Annotated in this window: 27 protein-coding genes; 10 read left to right on the top strand and 17 right to left on the bottom strand. The window is 72.2% G+C overall.

What is annotated here, in order from left to right:
- Window positions 1-114: 114 nt before the first annotated feature.
- The 7 genes from ACZ6B1_RS23670 (at window position 115) to ACZ6B1_RS23640 (ending at window position 7,499) form a co-directional block, all read left to right on the top strand.
- Window positions 115-924 carry an NAD-dependent epimerase/dehydratase family protein gene (locus tag ACZ6B1_RS23670; RefSeq protein ID WP_468781350.1) on the top strand — a complete coding sequence of 270 codons (810 nt, stop codon included), beginning with the start codon at window positions 115-117 and terminating at the stop codon, window positions 922-924.
- A gap of 269 nt (window positions 925-1,193) precedes the next feature.
- Window positions 1,194-1,964: a DeoR/GlpR family DNA-binding transcription regulator gene (locus ACZ6B1_RS23665; protein WP_468781568.1), complete on the top strand. Its 771-nt coding sequence runs from the start codon at window positions 1,194-1,196 to the stop codon at window positions 1,962-1,964.
- Window positions 1,965-2,070: 106 nt separating this feature from the next.
- Complete coding sequence (locus tag ACZ6B1_RS23660; RefSeq protein WP_468781348.1) at window positions 2,071-3,441, top strand: ABC transporter substrate-binding protein; 1,371 nt, start codon at window positions 2,071-2,073, stop codon at window positions 3,439-3,441.
- Window positions 3,438-4,376, top strand: coding sequence for a carbohydrate ABC transporter permease (locus ACZ6B1_RS23655; RefSeq protein ID WP_468781346.1), 939 nt, complete (start codon window positions 3,438-3,440; stop codon window positions 4,374-4,376). The genes ACZ6B1_RS23660 and ACZ6B1_RS23655 overlap by 4 nt, the downstream gene beginning before the upstream one ends.
- A complete protein-coding gene (locus tag ACZ6B1_RS23650) occupies window positions 4,373-5,218 on the top strand; it encodes a carbohydrate ABC transporter permease (RefSeq protein WP_468781344.1) in 846 nt (281 codons plus the stop codon). Before ACZ6B1_RS23655 ends, ACZ6B1_RS23650 begins: the two co-directional genes overlap by 4 nt.
- Window positions 5,215-6,204, top strand: a complete 990-nt coding sequence (locus ACZ6B1_RS23645) for a zinc-dependent alcohol dehydrogenase family protein (protein WP_468781342.1) — start codon at window positions 5,215-5,217, stop codon at window positions 6,202-6,204. The genes ACZ6B1_RS23650 and ACZ6B1_RS23645 overlap by 4 nt, the downstream gene beginning before the upstream one ends.
- Before the next feature lie 83 nt (window positions 6,205-6,287).
- Complete coding sequence (locus tag ACZ6B1_RS23640; protein WP_468781567.1) at window positions 6,288-7,499, top strand: TerD family protein; 1,212 nt, start codon at window positions 6,288-6,290, stop codon at window positions 7,497-7,499.
- A 19-nt stretch (window positions 7,500-7,518) separates the two neighbouring features.
- On the opposite strand, the gene ACZ6B1_RS23635 is transcribed toward ACZ6B1_RS23640, so the two are convergent.
- From ACZ6B1_RS23635 to ACZ6B1_RS23620, 4 genes are all read right to left on the bottom strand, one after another.
- Entirely contained in the window at window positions 7,519-8,130 is a 612-nt protein-coding gene (locus ACZ6B1_RS23635; protein ID WP_468781340.1) for a TetR/AcrR family transcriptional regulator, read from the bottom strand.
- Window positions 8,131-8,195: 65 nt separating this feature from the next.
- The gene (locus tag ACZ6B1_RS23630) at window positions 8,196-8,834 is read right to left on the bottom strand and encodes a 2'-5' RNA ligase family protein (RefSeq protein WP_468781338.1); all 639 of its coding nucleotides are present in this window, start codon (window positions 8,832-8,834) and stop codon (window positions 8,196-8,198) included.
- 74 nt (window positions 8,835-8,908) lie between these two features.
- Window positions 8,909-10,360, bottom strand: coding sequence for an alkaline phosphatase PhoX (locus tag ACZ6B1_RS23625; protein WP_468781336.1), 1,452 nt, complete (start codon window positions 10,358-10,360; stop codon window positions 8,909-8,911).
- 172 nt (window positions 10,361-10,532) lie between these two features.
- Window positions 10,533-11,960 carry a hypothetical protein gene (locus ACZ6B1_RS23620; protein WP_468781334.1) on the bottom strand — a complete coding sequence of 476 codons (1,428 nt, stop codon included), beginning with the start codon at window positions 11,958-11,960 and terminating at the stop codon, window positions 10,533-10,535.
- 266 nt (window positions 11,961-12,226) lie between these two features.
- Between ACZ6B1_RS23620 and ACZ6B1_RS23615 the strand changes: the two genes are divergently transcribed.
- Window positions 12,227-14,053, top strand: coding sequence for an endonuclease/exonuclease/phosphatase family protein (locus ACZ6B1_RS23615; RefSeq protein WP_468781332.1), 1,827 nt, complete (start codon window positions 12,227-12,229; stop codon window positions 14,051-14,053).
- Between the two features lie 13 nt (window positions 14,054-14,066).
- Here the strand turns inward: ACZ6B1_RS23615 and ACZ6B1_RS23610 are convergent, their stop codons facing one another.
- The 6 genes from ACZ6B1_RS23610 to ACZ6B1_RS23585 all read right to left on the bottom strand — a co-directional run bounded on the left by ACZ6B1_RS23610 (window position 14,067) and on the right by ACZ6B1_RS23585 (window position 17,500).
- The gene (locus ACZ6B1_RS23610; RefSeq protein ID WP_468781330.1) at window positions 14,067-14,804 is read right to left on the bottom strand and encodes an SRPBCC family protein; all 738 of its coding nucleotides are present in this window, start codon (window positions 14,802-14,804) and stop codon (window positions 14,067-14,069) included.
- A 14-nt stretch (window positions 14,805-14,818) separates the two neighbouring features.
- A complete protein-coding gene (locus ACZ6B1_RS23605; protein WP_451206927.1) occupies window positions 14,819-15,421 on the bottom strand; it encodes an ArsR/SmtB family transcription factor in 603 nt (200 codons plus the stop codon).
- 98 nt (window positions 15,422-15,519) lie between these two features.
- A complete protein-coding gene (locus ACZ6B1_RS23600; RefSeq protein WP_468781328.1) occupies window positions 15,520-16,206 on the bottom strand; it encodes a DUF3618 domain-containing protein in 687 nt (228 codons plus the stop codon).
- Complete coding sequence (locus tag ACZ6B1_RS23595) at window positions 16,203-16,622, bottom strand: phage holin family protein (RefSeq protein ID WP_468781326.1); 420 nt, start codon at window positions 16,620-16,622, stop codon at window positions 16,203-16,205. The genes ACZ6B1_RS23600 and ACZ6B1_RS23595 overlap by 4 nt, the downstream gene beginning before the upstream one ends.
- Before the next feature lie 54 nt (window positions 16,623-16,676).
- The gene (locus tag ACZ6B1_RS23590; protein ID WP_468781324.1) at window positions 16,677-17,363 is read right to left on the bottom strand and encodes a hypothetical protein; all 687 of its coding nucleotides are present in this window, start codon (window positions 17,361-17,363) and stop codon (window positions 16,677-16,679) included.
- Window positions 17,360-17,500, bottom strand: a complete 141-nt coding sequence (locus tag ACZ6B1_RS23585) for a hypothetical protein (protein WP_468781322.1) — start codon at window positions 17,498-17,500, stop codon at window positions 17,360-17,362. The genes ACZ6B1_RS23590 and ACZ6B1_RS23585 overlap by 4 nt, the downstream gene beginning before the upstream one ends.
- 168 nt (window positions 17,501-17,668) lie before the next feature.
- Here ACZ6B1_RS23585 and dapA point away from each other — a divergent pair, with 168 nt between their 5' ends.
- Window positions 17,669-18,562 carry a 4-hydroxy-tetrahydrodipicolinate synthase gene (gene dapA / locus ACZ6B1_RS23580; RefSeq protein WP_468781320.1) on the top strand — a complete coding sequence of 298 codons (894 nt, stop codon included), beginning with the start codon at window positions 17,669-17,671 and terminating at the stop codon, window positions 18,560-18,562.
- A 55-nt stretch (window positions 18,563-18,617) separates the two neighbouring features.
- Window positions 18,618-19,127 (top strand): HAD domain-containing protein, encoded by a 510-nt coding sequence (locus tag ACZ6B1_RS23575; RefSeq protein ID WP_468781318.1) that lies wholly within the window; start codon window positions 18,618-18,620, stop codon window positions 19,125-19,127.
- Between the two features lie 192 nt (window positions 19,128-19,319).
- Here the strand turns inward: ACZ6B1_RS23575 and ACZ6B1_RS23570 are convergent, their stop codons facing one another.
- The 7 genes from ACZ6B1_RS23570 to sufU all read right to left on the bottom strand — a co-directional run bounded on the left by ACZ6B1_RS23570 (window position 19,320) and on the right by sufU (window position 22,970).
- Window positions 19,320-19,541, bottom strand: coding sequence for a helix-turn-helix domain-containing protein (locus ACZ6B1_RS23570; protein WP_468781317.1), 222 nt, complete (start codon window positions 19,539-19,541; stop codon window positions 19,320-19,322).
- Window positions 19,541-20,032: a DUF2975 domain-containing protein gene (locus ACZ6B1_RS23565; RefSeq protein ID WP_468781316.1), complete on the bottom strand. Its 492-nt coding sequence runs from the start codon at window positions 20,030-20,032 to the stop codon at window positions 19,541-19,543. Before ACZ6B1_RS23565 ends, ACZ6B1_RS23570 begins: the two co-directional genes overlap by 1 nt.
- 136 nt (window positions 20,033-20,168) lie before the next feature.
- Entirely contained in the window at window positions 20,169-21,158 is a 990-nt protein-coding gene (dapD, locus tag ACZ6B1_RS23560) for a 2,3,4,5-tetrahydropyridine-2,6-dicarboxylate N-succinyltransferase (RefSeq protein ID WP_468781314.1), read from the bottom strand.
- A 64-nt stretch (window positions 21,159-21,222) separates the two neighbouring features.
- Complete coding sequence (locus tag ACZ6B1_RS23555; protein WP_468781313.1) at window positions 21,223-21,759, bottom strand: TetR/AcrR family transcriptional regulator; 537 nt, start codon at window positions 21,757-21,759, stop codon at window positions 21,223-21,225.
- Window positions 21,759-22,079 carry a DMT family transporter gene (locus ACZ6B1_RS23550; protein ID WP_468781311.1) on the bottom strand — a complete coding sequence of 107 codons (321 nt, stop codon included), beginning with the start codon at window positions 22,077-22,079 and terminating at the stop codon, window positions 21,759-21,761. Before ACZ6B1_RS23550 ends, ACZ6B1_RS23555 begins: the two co-directional genes overlap by 1 nt.
- A 94-nt stretch (window positions 22,080-22,173) precedes the next feature.
- The gene (locus ACZ6B1_RS23545) at window positions 22,174-22,506 is read right to left on the bottom strand and encodes a metal-sulfur cluster assembly factor (RefSeq protein ID WP_131569140.1); all 333 of its coding nucleotides are present in this window, start codon (window positions 22,504-22,506) and stop codon (window positions 22,174-22,176) included.
- On the bottom strand, window positions 22,503-22,970 hold the full coding sequence (sufU, locus tag ACZ6B1_RS23540; RefSeq protein WP_468781308.1) for a Fe-S cluster assembly sulfur transfer protein SufU: 468 nt from the start codon (window positions 22,968-22,970) through the stop codon (window positions 22,503-22,505). The genes ACZ6B1_RS23545 and sufU overlap by 4 nt, the downstream gene beginning before the upstream one ends.
- Between the last annotated feature and the right edge of the window lie 2 nt (window positions 22,971-22,972).

Here is a 22,972-nt window from a genome sequence, read left to right as displayed (position 1 = left end):
ACTGGATCCGCCACCGCTTTCTAGCGTGTCCACGCATGTGAATGACGTCCATATGAATGATGTCCGCGCGCACGGCCGTTCACCCCTCGTCAGAGGCGATCAAGGAGACCGAGGATGCCCGCTCCCCGCACCGTTCTGCTCACCGGCGCCGCCGGCGGGCTCGGCACCCTGATGCGGTCCCTGCTGCCGGACTACGGCTACACGCTGCGCCTGTTCGACGTGCGGCCCGTCGAGGGCGAACCGGACGCCGTCACCGCGGATCTCACCGACCCGGACGCGCTGCGCGAGGCGGTGCGGGGCGTGGACGCGGTCATCCATCTCGCGGGCATCTCCCTGGAGGCGCCGTTCGAGAAGATCCTGAGGTCGAACATCGAGGGCACCTACAACCTGTACGAGGCCGCCCGCCTCGAAGGTGTGCCCCGGATCGTCTTCGCCTCCTCCAACCACGCCGTCGGCTTCACCCCGGCCCCGCGCCCGGGCGAGACGCTGATCCCCGTCCACACCCCGCGCCGCCCGGACACCTTCTACGGCCTGTCCAAGTCCTTCGGCGAGGACCTCGCCCAGCTCTACTGGGACAAGCACGGCCTGCAGACCGTCTCCGTGCGCATCGGCTCCTGCTTCCCGGAGCCGACCAGTGTGCGCATGCTCTCGGTGTGGATGAGCCCGCGGGACGGCGCCCGCCTCTTCCACGCGGCCCTGACCGCGGAGGGGGTCGGCCACACCGTGGTCCACGGCTCCTCGGCCAACACCCGCCTGTGGTGGGACCTCACGACCGCGCGGGCGCTGGGCTACGACCCCCAGGACGACTCCGAGCCGTACGCGGAGAAGCTGATCGCGGAGCAGGGCGAACTCGACCCGGCGAACCCCGCGCACAGCCACCTCGGCGGCCACTTCGTGAACGACCCGCCGATCTGGCCGTACTGACGCGACCGGCCCCCGAGGCCGGAAACGGTCGCCCACGACGGCGGGCGGGCACCGAACGGGCCCGCCCGCCGCCGCGTCCGGGCATCCGGGCCGCCCGATCCCACCTCGCGCGGGACGGCCCCGCAGGTCCGCGACGGGCACGGCACACCCCGAACGGGCACAGCCGGGCAGGATCGGGCCCGGAACAGACCTGGTCAGCGCCGCACACCCGCTGTAGAACTTCCCCCATGGGCCCGAACGGGCAGCTCGGCGGGGAAGTGGGTGACGACATGAGCGCCAGGACGGCGGAGGAACGCCGGCGCGAGATCGTGCGGGCCGCGCGCAGCACCGGCTCGGTCGACGTCACCGCGCTCGCCGCCGAACTGGGCGTGGCCAAGGAGACCGTCCGGCGCGACCTGCGCGCCCTGGAGGACCACGGCCTGGTCCGCAGGACGCACGGTGGCGCCTATCCGGTCGAGAGCGCCGGTTTCGAGACGACGCTCGCCGTCCGCGCCACCAGCCACGTCCCCGAGAAGCGCCGGATCGCGGCCGCCGCGGCGGAACTGCTCGGCGACGCGGAGACGGTCTTCGTGGACGAGGGCTTCACCCCGCAGCTCATCGCCGAGTCCCTGCCGACAGGCCGGCCGCTGACCGTGGTCACCGCGTCCCTGCCGGTCGCGGGCGCCCTGGCCGAGGCCGACAACGTGTCGGTCCTGCTCCTCGGCGGGCGGGTCCGGGCCGGCACGCTGGCGACCGTCGACCACTGGGCCACCCGGATGCTGGCCGGCTTCGTGATCGACCTGGCCTACATCGGGGCCAACGGCATCTCCCGCGACCACGGGCTCACCACCCCCGATCCCGCGGTCAGCGAGGTGAAGACCCAGGCCGTCCGCGCCGCACGGCGCACCGTCTTCGCGGGCGTGCACACCAAGTTCGGAGCGGTCAGCTTCTGCCGGTTCGCCGAGATCGGCGCACTGGAGGCGATCGTGACGAGCACGTTGCTGCCGGCCACCGAGGCCCACCGCTACTCCCTGCTGGGCCCGCAGGTCATCCGGGTCTGAACGGCCGGGCCCGGAGATCCGGGCCCGCAACTCCGCATCACCTTCCCCACGGGCACTCACGCGCCCTCGAACACCCCTTATCTCCCCATATCTCCAGGAGCGATCCATGCGCATCCCGAGCCGACGGAGGCCGCGAGCCACGCTCGCCATGGCCGCCGCGGGGACGCTGCTCGCCCCGCTGCTCTCCGGCTGCTGGGCCGGTGCGGGCGGGACCGGTTCCGGCGGCGACTCCATCAACGTGCTGATGGTCAACAACCCCCAGATGACCGAGCTGCAGAAGCTGACCGCCGCCCACTTCACCAAGGAGACCGGCATCAGGGTCAACTTCACGGTCCTGCCCGAGAACGACGTCCGCGACAAGATCAGCCAGGACTTCGCCAACCAGGCCGGCCAGTACGACGTGGCCACCCTGTCCAACTACGAGATACCGATCTACGCCCGCAACGGCTGGCTGCACGACATGGACGGCTACGTCGCCGAGGACACCTCCTACGACGAGCAGGACGTGCTGAAGCCGATGCGCCAGTCCCTGACGGCGGACGACGGCAAGCTTTACGGACAGCCCTTCTACGGCGAGTCGTCCTTCCTGATGTACCGCAAGGACGTGTTCGCGGCGAAGGGCCTGACCATGCCCGCCCACCCCACCTGGCACCAGGTGGCCGACCTCGCCGCGAGGACGGACGGCGCCCGGCCCGGCATGAAGGGGATCTGCCTGCGCGGACTGCCCGGCTGGGGCGAGCTGATGGCGCCGCTCACCACCGTGGTGAACACCTTCGGCGGCACCTGGTTCGACAAGGGCTGGAAGGCACGGCTGGACTCCCCGGAGTTCGAGAAGGCGACAAAGTTCTATGTCGATCTGGTGCGTGAGCACGGCGAGTCCGGCGCCGCCCAGTCCGGCTTCGCCGAGTGCCTGAACGGCATGACCCAGGGCAAGGTCGCCATGTGGTACGACGCCACGAGCGCCGCCGGCCTGCTGGAGGCGGCCAAGTCCCCGGTCAGGGGAAAGCTCGGCTACGCTCCCGCCCCCGTCGAGCGGACCGGCTCCTCCGGCTGGCTCTACACCTGGGCCTGGGGCATCCAGAAGGCCTCCCGCAACCCCGACAAGGCCTGGAAGTTCGTGTCCTGGGCGTCCAGCAAGGGCTACGAGCGGCTGGTCGGCGAGACCAGCGGCTGGCCGAACGTCCCCGCGGGCAAGCGGGCGTCGACCTACACGAACGCCGACTACCGCAAGTGGGCCGCCGCCTTCCAGGAGATGACCCGGAGGGCCATCGAGGGGGTCCGCCCGAACGACCCCGGCGTACAGCCGCGGCCCGCGCCCGGCATCCAGTTCGTCGGCATCCCCGAGTTCACCGACCTCGGCACCAAGGTCTCCCAGGAGATCAGCGCGGCCATCGCCGGACGCCAGTCCGTCGACTCGGCCCTGCGGAAGTCACAGGCGCTCGCCGAGAAGATCTCCGAGGAGTACGAGGGACGATGACAGCGACGACCACGGCACCGATCGCGACCACACCCGCACGGGCGGCGCGCCGCCCCCCGGCCCGGCTGCGCGCCTGGGCCACCCGGGCCCCGCTGCTGCCGGCCCTCGTCTTCATGATCGTGGTGACCCAGCTGCCGTTCGTGGCCACGCTGGTGATCTCCTTCTTCGACTGGAACGCCCTCTACCCCAGGGCCCGCCACTTCACCGGCCTCGACAACTACCGCCAGGTGCTGACCGACGCGGACCTGCGCCACTCGGTGTGGACGACCCTGCTGCTCACGGTGGCGGTGGTGCTGGCCAGCCTGGTCCTCGGCCTGGCCCTGGCCCTGCTGCTGGACCGGCGCTTCCGCGGCCGGGGCGTCGTGCGCACCCTGCTCATCGCGCCCTTCCTGGTGGTGCCCGTGGCGGCGGCCCTGCTCTGGAAGCATGTGCTCTACAACCCTGAATACGGGTTGCTCAATGGGTTGTTGCACTATGTGGGCGGCCCACAGCCGGACTGGATCTCGAACACCCCGCTGCTCGCGGTCGAGGCATCGCTGGTGTGGCAGTGGACGCCGTTCATGATGCTGATCCTGCTGGCCGGACTGCAGGGCCGGGACCAGCAGCAGATCGAGGCCGCGCGGGTCGACGGCGCGAGCGACTGGCAGATCTTCCGCCATCTGACCCTGCCCCACCTGCGCCGCTATCTGGAACTCGGGGCCCTGCTCGGGTCGATCTACATCGTCCAGAACTTCGACGCGGTGTTCACGATCACCTCCGGCGGCCTCGGCTCCGCCAACCTGCCCTACACCGTCTACCAGAGCTTCTACCAGGCCCACGAGAACGGCCTCGCCTCGGCCGCCGGCGTCCTGGTGGTCATCGGCTCCATCGTCATCGCGACCTTCGCCCTGCGCGTGGTGTCGTCCCTGTTCCGCGAGGAGGTGTCCCGCCCATGAGCGCCACCGCCGTCAAGCGCAGGGTGCGCACGGGAACCGGTCTGGGCCTGGTGGCCTGGCTGGCCGGCATCGTGTTCTTCCTGCCCATCGCCTGGATGGCCCTGACGTCCTTCCACTCCGAGGCGGACGCGGCGACCAACCCGCCCTCCGTCGCCGCCTCCCTCACCCTGGACGGCTACCGCGAGTTCTTCGGCACCGGTGGCGGGGCGAGTCCCTGGCCCGCGCTGGTCAACTCCACGGTGGCCTCGGTGGTCTCGACCGTCTGCGTGCTGCTGCTCGCCCTGCCGGCGGCGTACGCCCTGTCGATCCGGCCGGTGCGCAAGTGGACGGACGTCCTGTTCTTCTTCCTGTCCACGAAGATGCTGCCGGCCGTGGCGGGCCTGCTTCCGGTCTACCTGTTCGCGAAGAACGCCGGGCTGCTCGACAACATCTGGCTGCTGGTCGTCCTCTACACCTCCACGAACCTGCCGATCGCGGTGTGGATGATGCAGTCCTTCCTCGCCGAGGTGCCGGTGGCGGTGATCGAGGCGGCCCGCGTGGACGGAGCCCGGCTGCCCACCGTCCTCGCGCGCGTGGTGGCCCCGATCGCGCTCCCCGGCATCGCGGCGACCGCGCTGATCTGCTTCATCTTCAGCTGGAACGAACTGCTTTTCGCCCGGGTCCTGACGGGCGTGGTCGCCGAGACCGCCCCCGTCTTCCTGACCGGCTTCATCACCAGCCAGGGCCTGTTCCTGGCCAAGGTGTGCGCCGCGTCGCTCGTCATCTCCCTGCCGGTGCTCGCCGCGGGGTTCGCCGCCCAGGACAAGCTGGTCCAGGGCCTGTCGTTGGGAGCCGTGAAATGAAGGCCGCCGTCATCGAGTCCGTGGGCCGCGCCGTCGTCACCGAGGTGCCCGACCCCACGCCGGGGCCCCGCGAGGTCGTCGTGGAAGTGGCCGCGTGCGGCCTGTGCGGCACGGATCTGCACATCCTGCAGGGTGAGTTCGCGCCCAAGCTGCCCATCGTGCCCGGCCACGAGTTCGCGGGCGAGGTGGTCGGCGTCGGCACCCAGGTCACGGAGGTCGCGGTCGGCGACCGGGTGGCCGTGGACCCGTCCCTGTACTGCTACGAGTGCCGCCAGTGCCGCACCGGACACAACAACCTGTGCGAGCGGTGGGCCGCGATCGGCGTGACCACGGCCGGCGGCGCCGCGCGGTACGCGGTGGCCCCGGTGGCGAACTGCGTGCGGCTGCCCGAGCACGTGCGCACCGAGGACGCGGCCCTGGTGGAGCCGCTGTCCTGCGCGGTGCGCGGCTACGACGTGCTCAACTCGCGCCTCGGCGCCCATGTGCTGATCTACGGATCCGGGACGATGGGCCTGATGATGCTGGAGCTGGCCAAGCGCACCGGCGCGGCGAGCGTGGACGTCGTCGACGTCAACCCGGCCCGGCTGGAGACGGCCCGGCGCCTCGGTGTGTCGGCGTCGGCCGCGAACGCGGACGAGCTGGACCGGCCGCGGGGCTGGGACGTGGTGGTCGACGCGACCGGCAACGCGGCGGCCATCCAGGACGGTCTGGACCGGGTGGCGAAGGCCGGCACGTTCCTGCAGTTCGGGGTGGCGGACTACGCGTCCCGGGTGACCATCGACCCGTACCGGATCTACAACCAGGAGATCACCATCACCGGCTCCATGGCGGTGCTGCACAGCTTCGAGCGGGCGGCGGAGCTGTTCGCGAACGGTGTGCTGGACCCGGAGGTCTTCATCAGCGACCGGATCCCGCTGGAGCGCTACCCCGAGGCGCTGGAGCAGTTCGCGGCGGGCGTCGGCCGGAAGATCGTCGTGGTGCCCTGAGCGGTGCCCTGGGCCGAACGGGGGTCCGGCCGTCGGTAAGGGAACGGTAAAACGGTGCCGTTCGTTCACCCGGCATGACAGCTATGACCCCCGGCTCGAACATCCCTCTCTCCGCCGCCCGCGTGACGGTGGACGTCGCCGCCCCGGTGCGGCTCGACGTATCGGGCCTGCTGCTCACCGCCGACGGCAAGGTGCGCTCCGACGACGACTTCATCTTCTACAACCAGCCCGGCGGCCCCGGTGTGACGTACCGGTCCGGTGGCGGTGCCGCGCCCGACGCGATCGAGGTCGACACCGCCGCCGTGCCGCCGGAGATCGAGAAGATCGTGGTCACCGCCAGCCCCGACGCGGCGGGCCAGACCTTCCAGGGCATCGAGCCGACGGCCACCGTCCGGGACGCCGCCGGCTCCGTCCTGGCCACCTTCACGCCCCCGCGCCTCGGCTCCGAGACGGCGCTGGTGGTCATGGAGATCTACCGCCGCAACGGCCAGTGGAAGGCCCGCGCCGTCGGCCAGGGGTACGCCAACGGGCTGGCCGGCATCGCCACGGACTTCGGCGTGACGGTGGAGGAGCCCGCCGCCGCGGCCGCCGCACCGCCGGTCGCGGCACCCGTGGCCCCGCCGCAGCCGCCGGCCGCCCCGCCGGCCCCCGCCGCACAGGCCCCCACCGCCCCGCCGCCGGCACCCGCCGCCCCCGCGGCTCCGGCGCCCGGCAGCGGGAAGATCAACCTGGACAAGGGCCGGGTCAGCCTCCAGAAGAACCAGACCGTGTCCCTGGTCAAGGGCGGCCGCCCGCTGCTCTCCCTGGTCCAGATGGGCCTGGGCTGGGAGCCCGCGTACCGCGGCAAGGACATCGACCTGGACGCCTCGGTGATCGCCTACGGCCCGCAGCGCAACCCGGTCGACAGCTGCTACTTCGGCAAGCTGTCTATCCTGAACGGCGCGATCAAGCACTCCGGTGACAACCTCACCGGCGAGGGCGGCGGCGACGACGAGGTGATCGTCGTCGACCTCGGCAGGATCCCGCAGGAGGTCACCGGCCTGGTCTTCACGGTCAACTCCTTCTCCGGCCAGAAGTTCACCGAGGTCGCCAAGGCCTACTGCCGTCTGGTGGACGCGGCCTCGGGCGAGGAGCTGGTCCGCTTCGACCTGACCAGCGCCGAGCCGCAGACCGGCGTGATGATGGCCAAGCTCATCCGGCAGTACTCCGGCGAGTGGGAGATGACGGCGATGGGTGACTTCGTGAAGGCGCGCACGGTGCGGAACATGGTCGACCCGGGAGCCCGGGCGCTGTAGGCGCCGCCCGCCACGGCGGTCAGGGGCGCCCCCGCGCGGGGCGCCCACCGGCCGGCCGGTCCCGCCGCCCGTGGAGCCCTTCCATCAGCAGGGACAGATACCGGCGGATCTGCCCGCCCCGCCCGTCCGCGAACTCGGAGGCCGTCGCCACGCCGTGCGCGAGGCGCAGCAGTTCGACCGGCTCGACGTCGGCCCGCAGGGTGCCCTCGGCCCGGGCCGCCGCCACCAGCCGCGCCGCCGCGTCCCGGACCGGGGTGCAGCAGACCGGGACCGGCGCCGCCCCGGCCTCCAGCACGGCCGAGCCCAGCAGCGCCTTCAGTCCGCGCACCCGGATCGTCCCGGCGCACAGCTCGTTCAGCCACTCGACCAGCGCCGCTCCCGGCGGCAGGTCCTCCGCCAGCTCGTCGGCACGGGCGGCGAGCGCCGCCATCCGGTCGGTGTAGGCGGCCTCCAGCAGCGCCCGGCGGTTGGGGAAGTGCCGGTACAGCGTGCCGGAACCGACTCCGGCACGCTTGGCGATGTCGTCGAGCGAGGCGTTCTCCCCGTGCTCGGCGAAGACCTCCGCCGCCACCCGCAGCAGCCGCTCGTAGTTGCGCCGGGCGTCCGCGCGCATGGGTCTGGCCTGCGTCATCCAGGAACTCCTCGCGAACCGTAAGCCGTTCCCGAACAGTACCGGGAGCGTCTCCCGTCGGGCGGTCAGCGGTGGTCCGGCGGCTCGTACCCGGCGCCGGCCGGGTCCGGGCCGGGGCGGCGGCGGATCGCGCCGGTGCCCAGGGCGATCGTGGCGCGGATGCGCATGGGGCCGTCACCGCGGCGGGACAGCACACAGATCCCGGCCACGCGCGCGTGCAGCACACCGAGCCGGGCGGCGCACTCGGCCGCCAGCTCACCCGGGGCACGGGTGCGGCCGAGCGAGAGGTGCGGGGTGAAGCGCGGAAAGCGGTCCACGCAAGTCGGGAAGGGCTCCGCCAGCGCGTCCCGCAGCCGCGTCCAGGGGGTGAGGCCGGCCGCCGCGGGGTCGAGCCACACGGTGGCGAAGGCGCGGTGGTGGAAGAAGTGGACGCCGTCGAGCCGGATGTCGAAGGGCTCGCGGTCCGCGGCCGCGGCGGCCAGCAGCGGGAGTGCCGCCGGGAAGTCCTCCTCCGGTACGAAGCCGAAGAGCAGGTTCACATGGGGCGGCCACCGGCGGATCTGCGGGTCGTGCTCGGCCCGGATCCGCTGGACGGCCGGCCACAGCGAGCCCGGGGGCAGCCAGGCGACGGCGGTCCGGGGCGTGGGCGCCGACGCGAGACACCCGGGGACGGCGGCCGGACCGGGCGTCGGAGGGCGGGGCACGCCTCCATCATGGCCCCGCCCGCCGCCGGCCGCCGCCCCTCAGGACACCGCTCGGCCGGAGGCGGCCGGCCGGTTCAGCGCTGCTGCCGCTTCCACGGGCCCGTGACGGCGAGCATGATGCCGGGCGTCTGGATGTTGGCGTACAGGGTCCTGCCGTCGGGTGAGAAGGTGACGCCGGTGAACTCGCTGTACTCGGGCTCCTCGGCGGTGCCGAGGTTCAGCTCGTTGCGGGCGATGGGGTAGGTGCGGCCGCTCTCCGTCGTGCCGAACAGGTGCTGCACGCCCTCGCCGTCCTCGGCGATGACCAGGCCGCCGTACGGGGAGACGGTGATGTTGTCCGGGCCGTCGAAGTTGCCGTCGACGGACGGGTCCGGGTTGACGCCGATGAGGACCTTCAGCGTCAGGGTGCGGCGCTTGGGGTCGTAGAACCAGACCTGGCCGTCGTGCTGGACCGGGCTCTCCGCACGGGCGTAGGAGGAGACGATGTAGACGCCGCCGTCGCCCCACCACATGCCCTCGAGCTTGCGGGCGCGGGTGATCTGGCCTTCGCCGAACTGCTTGCGGGTGGAGACCTGCTTGGCGTCGCGGTCCGGGACGGTGACCCAGTCGACGCCGTAGACCGTGCCGGTCCTCGTGGCGCGGGAGAGGTCGTCGACGAACTTGCCGCCGGAGTCGAAGCACTTGAAGGCCTGCAGGACACCGGCGTCGTCGGCGAGGGTGCGCAGCTTGCCCCGGCCGTGGCGGAAGCCCTCCGGCGGGGTCCAGCGGTAGAGCAGGCCGTTGGGGCCGGAGGCGTCCTCGGTGAGGTAGAGGTGACCGCGCTTGGGGTCGACGACGACGGCCTCGTGGGCGTACCGGCCGAGGGCCTTGACCGGCTTGGGGTCGCGGTTGGCCCGGCGGTCCTCGGGGTCGACCTCGAAGACGTAGCCGTGGTCCTTGGTGAAGCCGTTCTTTCCGGCCTTGTCCTCGGTCTCCTCGCAGGTCAGCCAGGTGCCCCACGGGGTGCTGCCGCCCGCGCAGTTGGTGGCGGTGCCGGCGATGCCCACCCATTCGGCGACCTCGCCGCCGCGCCGGACCTCGACGACGGTGCAGCCGCCGGCCGCGGCCGGGTCGTAGACGAGGCCCTCGGTGAGCGGCACCGGGTGCGGCCACTGGGCGCGGGCCCCGGCGAGTTCGTGGTTGTTGACGAGGAGCGTGGTGCCGCGCGGGCCGTCGAAGGTGGCGGTGCCGTCGTGGTTGGACGGGGTGAACTCGCCCGACTCCAGCCTGGTCTTCCCGCTGTAGGTGATGACCCGGTACTTGAACCCGGCGGGCAGCGCGAGGATGCCGTCGGGGTCGGGGAGCAGGGGGCCGTAGCCGACGCCGTGGTGCCCGTGCCCGCTCGCCGACTCGCCGTCCGCGCTGCCGGTGTCCGTGGCGGCGAGGGCGCCGGGGGCGGTGGCGAGGGCGCCGACGCTGCCGGCGAGCGCGACTCCGGCACCGGTGATCGCGGATTTTCTGGCGAAGTCCCTGCGGCTGAGCGACATGGTGTCTCCTGTGACAGTGGGCGTGCCGTGGAGGGTGGCGTCCTGAGGTCGGCGCTCACGCTCCCGTCCGGTGCTGAACGGGAGTTGAACGCCGGGCTGCTACAGGGGGGCCTGTTCCATGAATCCGTACGCACTGCCCCATGGCCGGTAAAGGAACCGGCCGCGGCCGCTGTCAGCCGCCGTGCTGCGAGCGGGCCTTGAAGGCGGCCTTGCGCGCCTCCTTGGCCACCTTCTTGTCCGGATGCAGCCGACCCATCGCCTCCAGCACGTCGGCGGTCGCGGGGTGGTCCACCCGCCACGCCGCCGCGAAGAACCCGGTGTGCTGCTCGGCCAGTCCCTCCACCAGGGCCTGCAGTTCCTCGGAGTTCCCCTCGGCCTGGAGCTGCGCGGCCAGGGTGTCGACGGTCAGCCAGAACACCAGCTCCTGGGAGGGCGCGGGCACCCCGGAGGCGCCGTGTTCGCTGAGCCAGACCCGGGCGAGCCCGCCCAGTTCGGGGTCGTCGAGGACGTCCCGCAGCGCCGGCTCGGCCTCCGCGCCGACCAGGGACAGCGCCTGCTGGCAGCGCAGCCGGCGCAGCGGTGCCCCGGGGTCGGTGCCGCGCGCCGCCGCCAGCAACTCCCGGGCCGAGACGAGCGGTTCGCGCCGGGCCAGCCACTGCTCGGTCTCGGCGCGGGCGGCGGACTGACCGAAGCGGGAGGTGCCGTCGAGCAGCGCGTCCGCGCCCTTGTCGGCGAGTTCGCCGACCGCGGGCGCCTCGAAGCCGGCCTCCAGCAGCCGTGCCCGCAGCCCGTACGCGCCGAGCGGGGTCAGCCGGACCATGCCGTAGCGGGAGACGTCGGTGTCGTCCACCGGTGCGGCGGGTTCCTCGTCGGCGTCGGCCATCAGTGCCTCGTCCACCGGCTGGTACTCGACGAGTCCGACCGGCTCCAGCATCCGGAACTGATCGTCGAGGCGCATCATCGCGTCGGAGACCTGCTCCAGGACGTCGTTGGTGGGCTCGCCCATGTCTCCGGGGACGATCACCGACGCGGCCAGGGCGGGCAGCGGTACCGGGCCGTCACCCGAGCCGCCCTCACTGACCGTCAGTGCGTAGAGGGTGGCGAGGACACCGTCGAGGAACTCCGCCTCGGCCTCCGGGTCCCAGTCGAGTGACGCGAAATCGATCTCGCCGCCCTCGTCCATGGCGTCGAGCAGGCCGTCCAGGTCAGGCACGCTCGCGTCCGCGACGACCGTCTCCAGGGCGCTGAGCCACACGGTGAGCACGTCGTGCGGGGAACCGGCGGTGAGCAGCGGCAGTTCCTCCCCGGCGGCCACGGTCCCGGCCTCCTCGTCGGTGACCGCGACCAGACCGGCGTCCACGGCCACCCGCCAGGCCTCGCTCGCGTGGGCGGCGGCGTCGTCCCCGCTCAGCCCGAGCAGTTCGGCGGCGGCCGGAAGCTGCTCCTCGACCAGTCCGCCCCCGGCGTCGACCCGGGTGTCCGGCCCCGCCCAGCGGGCGAGGCGGGCGGCGCGGGAGAGCAACGGTGTGGACAGCGCGGCGCGCGCCAGCTCCGCTTCGGGACGCAGCCGCACGGGCGGCAGGGGGGAGCTGTCTGACATCGGCTGACTCTCCTAGGACCGTGAAAGGGCTCAGCCGCTCAGCCTAGACGGATTTCCACCCATGCCGCCCGGTTCATCTACCCGCCGGGCACCGTACATGGCCGAAACCTTGACAACTCCCCGCCGCAGGCAGGAGATTGACGCGCGTAGAAGTTGGGGGGACAACTGTTCACTCGGCTCTACGCGTGTCACAGAGGGCCACGAGTCCCACACGCTGCCGTTACACCCTCGTCCCGGCGCCCAGTCACGTCCCCGGAGGGATCCCCTTGCCGAGCAGGTCTTCCGCGCGCCTCGCCGCGCTCACCGTCGCCGCCGTCTGCAGCGCGGCGTCCGCCGTCGTCCTCACCTCGCCGGCGCACGCCGACTCGGTGCGCGTCCACGACATCCAGGGCACCACCCGGATATCCCCGTTCGCGGGGCAGAAGGTCACGGACGTTCCCGGCATCGTCACGGCCACCCGCACCTACGGCTCCTCCAAGGGCTTCTGGCTGCAGGACGCCACGCCGGACGACAACCCGGCCACCAGCGAGGGCGTCTTCGTCTTCACCAGCTCCACGCCGAAGGTCGCGGTCGGCGACTCGGTCACGGTGACCGGCACGGTCTCCGAGTACGTCCCGGGCGGCGCCTCCTCCGGCAACCAGTCGCTGACGGAGATCACCAAGCCCACGGTCACCGCCGTCTCCGCCGGCAACGCCGTCCCGGCCCCGGTCGTCGTCGACGAGGACGCGGTGCCGGACGCCTACTCCCCCGCGGGCGACACCGCCGCGGCCGGCTCGGTCAACGGCCTCACCCTGGACCCGTCGAAGTACGCCCTGGACTACTACGAGTCCCTGGAGGGCATGAACGTCCAGGTCGCCGACGCCCGGGTGGTCACCGCGACCGACCCGTACAGCGAGCTGTGGGTCACGGTGAAGCCGCACGAGCACGCCAGCCGCCGCGGCGGCACGGTCTACGGCTCCTACGACTCCCAGAACACCGGCCGGCTGCAGATCCAGTCGCTGGGCCCGACCGCCGACTTCCCGAAGGCGAACGTCGGCGACACCCTGGAGGGCAGCACCACCGGCCCGCTGGACTTCAACCAGTACGGCGGCTACACCCTGGTCGCGAGCGAGCTGGGCACGCTGAAGAGCGGCGGCCTGCAGCGCGAGACCACGCAGAAGCAGTCGGGCCGCGAGCTCGCGGTGGCGACGTACAACGTCGAGAACCTCGACCCGTCGGACGCCACCTTCGACCAGCACGCCGCCGCGATCGTGCACAACCTGCAGTCGCCGGACGTCGTGTCCCTGGAGGAGATCCAGGACAACAACGGCGCCAAGGACGACGGCACGGTCGACGCGAGCCAGACCGTGAACAAGCTGATCGACGCGATCGTCGCGGCCGGCGGCCCGAAGTACGACTGGCGTTCCATCGACCCGGTCAACGACCAGGACGGCGGCGAGCCCGGCGGCAACATCCGCCAGGCCTTCCTGTTCAACCCGGAGCGGGTGTCCTTCGTGGACCGCGCCGGCGGCGACTCCACCACCGCGGTCGGCGTCACCAAGGCGCAGGGCAAGGCGCGGCTGACGGTCTCCCCGGGCCGGATCGACCCGGCGAACGCGGCCTGGGCCAACAGCCGCAAGCCGCTGGCCGGCGAGTTCGTCTTCCACGGCAAGACGGTGTTCGTGATCGCCAACCACCTGAACTCCAAGGGCGGCGACCAGGGTCTGACGTCCCAGTACCAGCCGCCGGTGCGCAGCTCGGAGATCCAGCGTCACGCGCAGGCGACCGTGGTGAACGGCTTCGTCAAGGACATCCTGTCGGTGCAGAAGAACGCGAACGTCATCGCGCTCGGCGACATGAACGACTTCGAGTTCTCCGGCACCGCCCGGATCCTCGAGGGCGAGGGCGAGCTGTGGTCGGCGATCAAGTCGCTGCCGAGGAGCGAGCGTTACACCTACGACTACCAGGGCAACCAGCAGGTCCTGGACCAGATCCTGGTGAGCCCGGCGATCCGGCGCGACTGCGGCCTCGAGTACGACAGCGTGCACGTCAACTCGGAGTTCAACGACCAGATCAGCGACCACGACCCGCAGGTGCTGCGGTTCCGTCCGTAGCCGCGGTCCCGGATCAGGACTGGCCGAACACGCCGTTCAGCCAGTCCTGCCAGGCGGCTTCGTTCGCCCGGCCGTCCGCGTCGGGCGCGAAGTCGTGGACGCTGATGCCGAGCGGGGCGCCCCAGTGGCCGCGTCCGAAGAAGCGGATGAGGGCGTTGTCGGTGCGCAGCCCGATGAAGTACGGGGTCCGGTAGTCGAGCACGGCGTCAAGGGTCCGCCCGCCGGGCCCCTCGGCGCCCACCTTCGTGCCCGCGGCCGTGCCGTCCGCGAGACCGAGGGCGCGGCCGACGGCGGCGAGCGCCCTGGGCGTCGCCGAGGCGGCGGGCCCGTGCACCTGCGCGAACGCGACCGGGCGGGGCGCGAAGTGCGTGAGGTACTCGCACAGCGTGTGCAGATAGAAGTTGGTGTGCTTGCTCGCGCCGTCGTACTGGTTGTTCCAGTCGTCGGTGAAGATGCCGCTGTGGACGTAGCGCACCCAGGCGCGGCGGCCCTCGTCGCGGGGCTCGATGGTGTGGTCGAGCTGGTTGAGCGACTGGGTGGGCATGCCCACGTCCTCGCTGCGGTTGGTGTAGCGGTGGGGCGGGTCCCAGACGGTGACGGTGGACCCGAAGGGACCCCGGCCGCCCTCCCGGGGCTCGGGCGGGTCCATCGGCCACAGATAGCCGCCGGTTCCGGTGGTGATCGCCTCCCAGACCTTCTCCGGCGGGGCGTCGACCTCGAATTCGCGGACGATCTCGAATTCCTCGGGCATGGCGGGGCTCCTGCTCAGCTCTCGGGGGCGGTCCGGTCCCGGACCGTGGGGTGGAGGGCGACGACGATCCGGTGGTCGCGGCCGTCCTCGGCACCGGGGGCGTCGTACTTGCGGATCAGGGCGCTCACGCCGGCCGTCAGCTCCTGCGCGAAGGCGGCGCGGTCGGCCGCGGAGGCGAAGCGGACCTCGCCGTCCAGGGCGTAGGTCGCCAGCCGCTTGCGTGCCTTCGCCGCGCCGGTGATCAGCTCGCCGACGTCCCGTACCAGGCGGGCGCCGAGCGCGAGCAGCCACCTCGCGGAGAACTGGTCGCGGAACCGGTCCGGGTCGGGCTGCACGGCGGCGAGGGCGGCCGGCGAGATGACGTACGACGCGGCGGTCGCCCGCATCAGCCGCTCGGTGACATTGCCCTTGCGGCGCTCCCCGGCCAGCTCGACCAGGCCGTGCCGCTCCAGCGCCTTGAGGTGGTAGTTCACCTTCTGCCGGGGCAGTCCGACCCGGCCGGCCAGCATGGCGGCGGAGGCCGGTCCCGCGGCCAGCTCGGCGAGCAGCCGGGCCCTCACCGGGTCCAGCGACACGGCCGCGGCCTCGGGGTCCTCGATCACGGTCACGTCCAACATGCGACCACCCTCGCACCGGAAACTTTTTTTGTCCAGGAGGACGGAGTTTTCGGTGTGAGGGTGGTCAGCGGGACCCGTTCGCCGGTGGGCCGGGCGGGTCAGGAACAGCGGCTGTGCTGCCGGCGCCAGGCGATGACCCCCGCGATCGCCGCGGCGGTGAGGGCACCGGCGGCCAGGACCGGCCCCGGGCGCCGCCTGCCCGCGTCCAGCGCGCCGCGCAGGGACTCCGGGAGGCCGCCGCCGGCGTGCCGCGCACGCCGTTCCTGCAGAACGTGACCGGCGCTGCTCGCCTGCTCCTGCAGGGCGTGCCCGGCGCTGGTCGCCTGCTCCTGCAGGGCGTGCCCCGCGCTGGCGGCCTGCTCCTGCAGGGCGTGCCCGGCACTGGCGGCCTGCTCCTGCAGGGCGTGCCTCGCACTTGTGGCGCGGTCCTGAAGAGCGCGCTTGGCCGGGGCCGAGCGGTCCTGCATCGCGTGCCGGGCGTGGCCGGACCGGTCCTGCATCGCGTGCCGGGCGTGGCTCGAGCGCTCCTGCATCGCGTGCCCGGTCCTGACCGCCCGCTCCTGCACTGTGTGCCCGGCCTGGGCGGCACTGGAGCGGAGCTGCACCGTCATGGCGCCGGCCTTGTCCTTCAGGTCGGCGGCACGGGCCTTGGCACGGCCCTTCATATCGGCCTTGCCGACGAGTTGTTCGACGGTGTCGCCGAGCTGGCTGCGGGTCTGCTCTATCTGGTGCCGCAGTTCGTCGGGGCCCTTGGCGCCCGAGCCGTGCGGGTTCTTGTGGCTCATCGGTGTGCCCTTTCCCTGATCACGTCGACGTCCGCCTTGACGCTGCCGAGCGTCACCTCGGGTTTGGGCGGGGTGGCGCGGCGCAACTGGGCCCGTCCGGCCATGGCCAGCAGACCGGCCACGGCGAAGAACACCGCGGCGACGATCAGCGCCGACGCCCACACGGGCAGCGCGAGAGCGATCGCGGCGGTGGCGGCGCCGGCCAGGGTGATCAGGCCGACGTAGCCGACGGCGCCCCCGGCACCGAGCAGTCCGCCGCCCCGTCCGGCGTGGCGCCCCTTCTCGGCCAGCTCCTCCTTGGCGAGGGCGACCTCCTGCCGCAGGAGCCGGGAAAGCTGTTCGGTGGCCCGGCTGACGAGTTCACCCGTGGAAGGGTGCCCGTTGACAGAGGGCCGTGTCTGCGAGGTAACGGTCACGTGTTCCGCCTCCTCCTCCGTACGGAATCCCCCGAGTACCCAGGCCCGGGTCCGTCACCCTCTGCCCTCTCCCCTCTCCCCGGGTGAGCCGAGCCGGGCGAGTTGCGTCTGGAACCAGTCCAGCCGGGCCTGCAACAGGGCCGCCTCGGCCACGAGTTCGGGTACGCCCAGGTCCCCGTCGGCCGTCAACCCGGGGGTCGGGGCGGCGGCTGCCGCCACCACCCGCAGCCCCTCTCCGGCCAGCCGGGCGAATGCGGCGAGCGGAACGGACGTACGCACCCCCACGCAGCCCGCGCACGCGGGTGCCAGGGCCTGCCAGCCGGGTCTTCCCCAGCCGGCGTCGGCGAGCGCGACCGGGCCGGCCCCGCAGGCGCACGGGCCCGCGGTCGCCGTGCGCACCCGTTGCCGGGCGTACCGGAAGCCGCGCTCGAAGCGGATGTAGGCGCCGAGCACGGAGACCTCGAGCAGGACCGCGGCCCGGTGCTCGGCCGTGCACAGCAGGGCCTCGGCGGCCGTGCGGTCGTGCACGCAGTGGAAGCCGCAGTCGCACAGGCGCGCGGGCGCGCGATGCCGGCGCCCGTAGACGCAGGAGGCGTCGTCGAGCACGCCGTACGGCAGCGCGCCGCCCAGGGACACACCGGTGAACCCGGCCCGGGTGCCGTCCTGCCACAGCACCGGGTGGGCGATCTTGTATCCGGTCGGCGGCTCCGTCGGGCGTTCCACCGGGAGCCGCAGCCTCATCGGGCCGCCGGTACCTCTTCGCGGGCCGGCTCGGCCGGTGCGGTGCGGGTGATCTCCTCGGGGAGCTCCGGCTCCTCCTGGTGGACGACGGGCCGCTCCTCGGCGACTCCGGTGGCCAGTGCCTTGCCGAGCTTCATGGTGCCTCCCATGACCGACGTCAATGACCGTCCCGACTCATAGTGACCCATGTCGGCCGACTTGGACACAGGACCTTCGGCCACCACACCGATCCGTCAGCATCACTTACGGATACCTCGTAGAAGAATTAAGTAGAGCTTCACCATCGGGATGCCGAGACTACCTCTATGACGATCCGACGCAGACCCTTCGGCCGCACCCTGTGCGCGATGATCACCCCGTTCACCGAGGCGGGCGCGCTCGACCTGGAGGGAGCCGGGCGGCTGGCGGACCGGCTGGTCGCCGAGGGCTGCGACGGGCTGGTGCTGAACGGCACCACGGGCGAGTCACCGACCACCACGGACGCGGAGAAGGCGGAGCTGATCGCGGCCGTCCGGGACGCGGTCGGCGACCGGGCCGCGCTGGTGGCGGGCGTCGGCACGGCGGACACCCGGCACACGGCCGAGGGGGCCCGCGCGGCGGAGAAGGCGGGCGCCGACGGCGTGCTGGTGGTGACGCCGTACTACAGCAGGCCGCCGCAGGAGGCGGTGGAGGCGCACTTCCGGCAGGTCGCCGACGCGAGCGGCCTGCCGGTGATGCTCTACGACATCCCGGGCCGCACCGGCACCCGGATCGAGCCGGAGACGATGATCCGGCTCGCCGAACACCCCGGGATCGTCGCGGTCAAGGACTGCTCGTACGACTTCCTCGGCACCCAGAAGGTGCTGGCGCGGACGGAGCTGGCGTACTACGCGGGCTGCGACGAGCATGTGCTCGCGCTGTACGCGGTGGGCGGGGCTGGCTGCGTGAGCACGGTCGCGAACGCGGTGCCACGGCGGATCGCCGCCATCCTGGACGCGTTCGACGCGGGCGACACGGCCCTCGCGGCCGAACTCCAGTCGGGCGCCATGCCGTTGATCGAGGCGATGATGGCCGCTGGCCTGCCCGGCACGGTCACCGCCAAGGCCCTGCTCGGCCGGCTCGGCCTCCCCGCGGGCCCGGTACGCCCACCCCTGCTGCCCGCCCCCCACGAGACGACCGAGGCACTGCGGGCCCTGCACGAACAACTCCTCGCGACCTGAACCGGCCCCCGGAAACCCCCACACCCCACCCGGGCCCCGGCCGTACGGTGACCGTGTGACCCCCCCGCTTCTCTTCCTGGATGTCGACGGACCGCTCAACCCGTACGCGGCCAAGCCGGAACGCCGCCCCGAGGGCCATGTGACGATCAGGGCCTCCGTACGCCCCGGGCGCCCGCTGCGCGTGTGGCTGAACCCGTCCCACGGCCAGGCGCTGCTGGCGCTCGGTTACGAGCTGTGCTGGGCCACGACCTGGATGGCGGAGGCCAACCGCTGGATCGCGCCGGTCGTCGGGCTGCCCGAGCTGCCGTACGTCGACTTCGGGCACTGCCTGTTCGCCGAGCGGCCGGACGGCGTCCACTGGAAGACGGAGGCGATCCTGACCCACGCGGCGGGCCGCCCCTTCGCCTGGGTGGACGACGAGCAGGGGCCCTCGGACGCCGCCCACGTGTCGGCCCACCACGCCGCACCGGCACTGCTGCACCACGTCGACCCGCGAGTCGGCCTGCAAGCGCAGGACTTCACGGCGCTCGCGAAGGCGCTCGGCGGGCTCGCGACGGGGCGGTGAGGGCCGGCGTCCCACCTCGGCGGCACGGCAGGAACGACCCGCCCTGCCGTCTCCCCCGAGCGTGACGGGCCCCGGGTGAAGGCACGACGGCGCCGGTTGCTCAGCCGGATTCGGCGATCCACACCCGCGCCGTCCAGGTGCCGTGTCACGGGCGGCTGGTGCCAGGCGCGCTCACGTCCGCCCCGGGGCACGTCATCCGCCCGCCGCGTCTTCGGCCTCCCAGCGGAGCAGGTCGCCCGGCTGGCAGGCGAGTACCTCGCAGAGCGCGGCGAGGGTCGCGAAACGCACCGCCTTGGCGCGGCCGTTCTTGAGTACGGCGAGGTTGGCGGGCGTGATCCCCACCCGGTCCGCGAGCTCGCCCACGGACATCTTCCGCCTGGCCAGCATCACGTCGACGTCCACGACGATCGGCATCAGATGACCTCGTCCAACTCGGCCTGCATCTGCGCCGCTTCGACGTCGCGCGCGACGGCCTGGGCGAGCAGCGTCCGCAGCACGAGCACGATGAGGGCGACCCCCAGGATGGCCACGCCGACCCCGGCCATGATGACGGTGACGCCCGGGTCGTCCCGCTGGCCCGGCGCGTTGAGGGCGGTGACCGCGAACCACAGGAGGGCAGCCGCCACGATGGCGCCGATCACGCCGTCCACGTACCGGAAGGCGGTGTGGGAGAACACGGTTCCGCGTCGCACCATGGTCACCAGCCGCCACACGCAGACCAGGGCGACCTGCGCCGACACCATGCCCAGAATCGTGATCACGCGCAGCGGGGTCAGCGGGAGCGACCCGTCCTCCGGATCGCTCCCGGCGGCCAACACCCACACCATCCCCGCCTGTACGAACACGGTGCCGGCGAGCACCACCACGAGCACGGCGCGCAGCGCACGCACTGTCAGCTTTCCCACGACCATGTCCTCCCATCGACTTACGATGAGAATCTATCGACATTCGATAGGTGAAACAAGAGGCTCACGCACGAGCGCCCTCCCGGGCCGCCGTCGTGGTGGAGCCGTGGAAGGGCGCTCGATGGGCCGCCGTCGATCAGTTGTGGCTGTGCAGGATGTCGTTCAGGCCGCCCCAGACCGCGTTGTTCGGGCGGGCCTCGACCGCGCCGGTGACCGAGTTGCGGCGGAAGAGGATGTTGGAGGCGCCGTTGAGTTCGCGGGCCTTGACGATCTGGCCGTCGGGCATGGTGACGCGGGTGCCCGCGGTGACGTACAGGCCGGCCTCCACCACGCACTCGTCGCCGAGCGCGATGCCGACGCCCGCCTCGGCGCCGATCAGGCAGCGCTCGCCGACGGAGATGATCACGTTGCCGCCGCCGGACAGCGTGCCCATGGTGGACGCGCCGCCGCCGATGTCGGAGCCGTCGCCGACCACGACGCCCGCGGAGATGCGGCCCTCGACCATGGAGGTGCCGAGCGTGCCGGCGTTGAAGTTGACGAAGCCCTCGTGCATCACCGTGGTGCCCTCGGAGAGGTGGGCACCGAGGCGGACCCGGTCGGCGTCGGCGATGCGCACGCCCTTCGGGGCGACGTAGTCCGTCATGCGCGGGAACTTGTCGATCGAGGTGACCTGGAGGTGCAGGCCCTCGGCGCGGGCGTTCAGCCGCACCTTCTCGATGTCGTCCACGGCGACCGGGCCGAGCGAGGTCCAGGCGACGTTGGCGAGGTGACCGAAGATGCCGTCCAGGCTCTGGCCGTGCGGCTTGACCAGGCGGTGCGAGAGCAGGTGCAGGCGCAGGTAGACGTCGTGCGCGTCGATCGGCTTCTCGTCCAGCGAGGCGATGACCGTACGGACCGCGACCACCTCGACGCCCCGGCGGGCGTCCGGGCCGGTCGCCGCGGTCGCACCGCCGCCGAGCAGCTCCGCGGCCCGCTCGGCGGACAGCCGCTCGGTGCCGGCCGGGCCGGGGTCCGCGACCAGCTCGGGGGCCGGGAACCAGGTGTCGAGAACGGTGCCGTCGGAGGCGATGGTGGCGAGGCCGGCGGCCACGGCACCGGTGGTGCGGGAAGCAGTCGTGTCGGTCATGTGGGAAAACCTAACGTGGGCGGGGGTGCCGGAGCGAACCGTGTCTCACGTGCCGGGCTCCGCCTCAGCGGATCATCCGGGCCAGCGCGCCGCGCGCGTACTCCTCGTCGTAGGAACCGCCGGTGAGCAGGACCTGGAGGCAGATGCCGTCCATCAGCGCCAGCAGCGCCCGGGCCGTCTCCGGATCGGTCCGCCCGGCCAGCCGCGCGGCCGTCCGGCGCGTCCAGCTCGCCGCGACGGGACGCAGGGCGGGGCGTCTGAGCGCGGCGAGATACAGCTCGTACTCCAGCTCCGCACCCGGCCGGTCGCCTCCCAGCCACTCGCCGAGGGCACGGGCGAGGCCGGCCGCGAGGTCGGCGTCCGGGTCGGCGAGGATCCCGTCGGCGTCGAGCGCGTCGCCGAACCCCTCCCCGGCCTGCTCCAGAGCGGCCACCAGCAGGTCGTCCAGGGTGGCGAAGTGGTACGTCGTGGAGCCGAGCGGGACGTCCGCCTCGGCGGCCACCGAGCGATGGCTGAGGCCGGCGATGCCCTTCTCCCCCACGACCCGGAGCGCCGCGTCGATGATCCGCTGCCGCCGGCCGGGGTCGTAACGGCGGGGCATCAGTGCGCACCGCCCAGGTTCAGCACCACCACTCCCCCGACGATCAGGAGTATCCCGGCCACTTTGGCGGCGCTCAGCCCCTCCCCGAACAGCGTCAGGCCGATGACGGCGACCGTCGCCGTCCCGGCGCCCGACCAGATCGCGTACGCCGTGCCGATGGACACGGTCCGCAGGGTACGGGCGAGCAGCGTGAAGGCGACGACGTAGCCCAGAGCCGTCACGAGGGAGGGCACGAGCCTGCTGAAGCCCTCGCCGTACTTCATCGCCGTCGTCGCGACGACCTCGGCGGCGATGGCGCCGGCGAGCCACAGGTATCCCATGTGTACGAGCGTACACATCGACGCGCCTCCGGGCCGGGCGCATACGGAAGGGGGCCGCGGCACACGGCCGCGGCCCCCTTCGCGAGGCGACGTGTCAGACGTTGAACCCGAGCGCCCGGAGCTGCTCGCGGCCGTCGTCCGTGATCTTGTCGGGGCCCCACGGCGGCATCCAGACCCAGTTGATGCGCAACTCGCTGACCAGACCGTCCGTGGCGGACTTGGCCTGGTCCTCGATGACGTCCGTCAGCGGGCAGGCCGCGGACGTCAGGGTCATGTCGACGGTCGCGATGTTCGCGTCGTCGACGTGGATGCCGTAGATCAGGCCCAGGTTGACGACGTCGATGCCCAGCTCGGGGTCGACGACGTCCATCAGGGCCTCGCGAAGCTCCTCCTCCGAGGCGGGCTTCATCTCCACGGTGTCGCTCATGCGGTCTTCCTTTCGGCGTCGGCGCCGTCCAGCGCCTGGGCCGTCGCGTCCTTCCACGCCATCCAGCTCAGGAGGGCGCACTTGACCCGGGCGGGGTACTTGGAGACGCCGGCGAACGCGACCGCGTCCTCCAGCACCTCCTCCATGGCGTCGTCCGGCTCGATCCTGCCCTTGGACTGCATCAGCTCCAGGAAGGTCTCCTGGATCTTCTGCGCGTCGGCCAGGTCCTTGCCGACCAGCAGCTCGTTCAGCACCGAGGCGGAGGCCTGACTGATGGAACAGCCCTGGCCCTCGTAACTGACATCCGCGATCGTCGTGCCGTCGTACTTCACTCGGAGGGTGATCTCGTCGCCGCACGTGGGGTTCACGTGGTGCACCTCGGCGTCGCCATCCCGCAAGCCCCGCCCGTGCGGGTTCTTGTAGTGGTCCAGGATGACTTCCTGGTACATCGAGTCCAGCTTCACGC

This window comes from Streptomyces sp. NPDC041129 (assembly GCF_055592265.1).
Note: the sequence above shows the minus strand (reverse complement) of the source record. Positions and strands in the feature narration are given on the sequence as shown.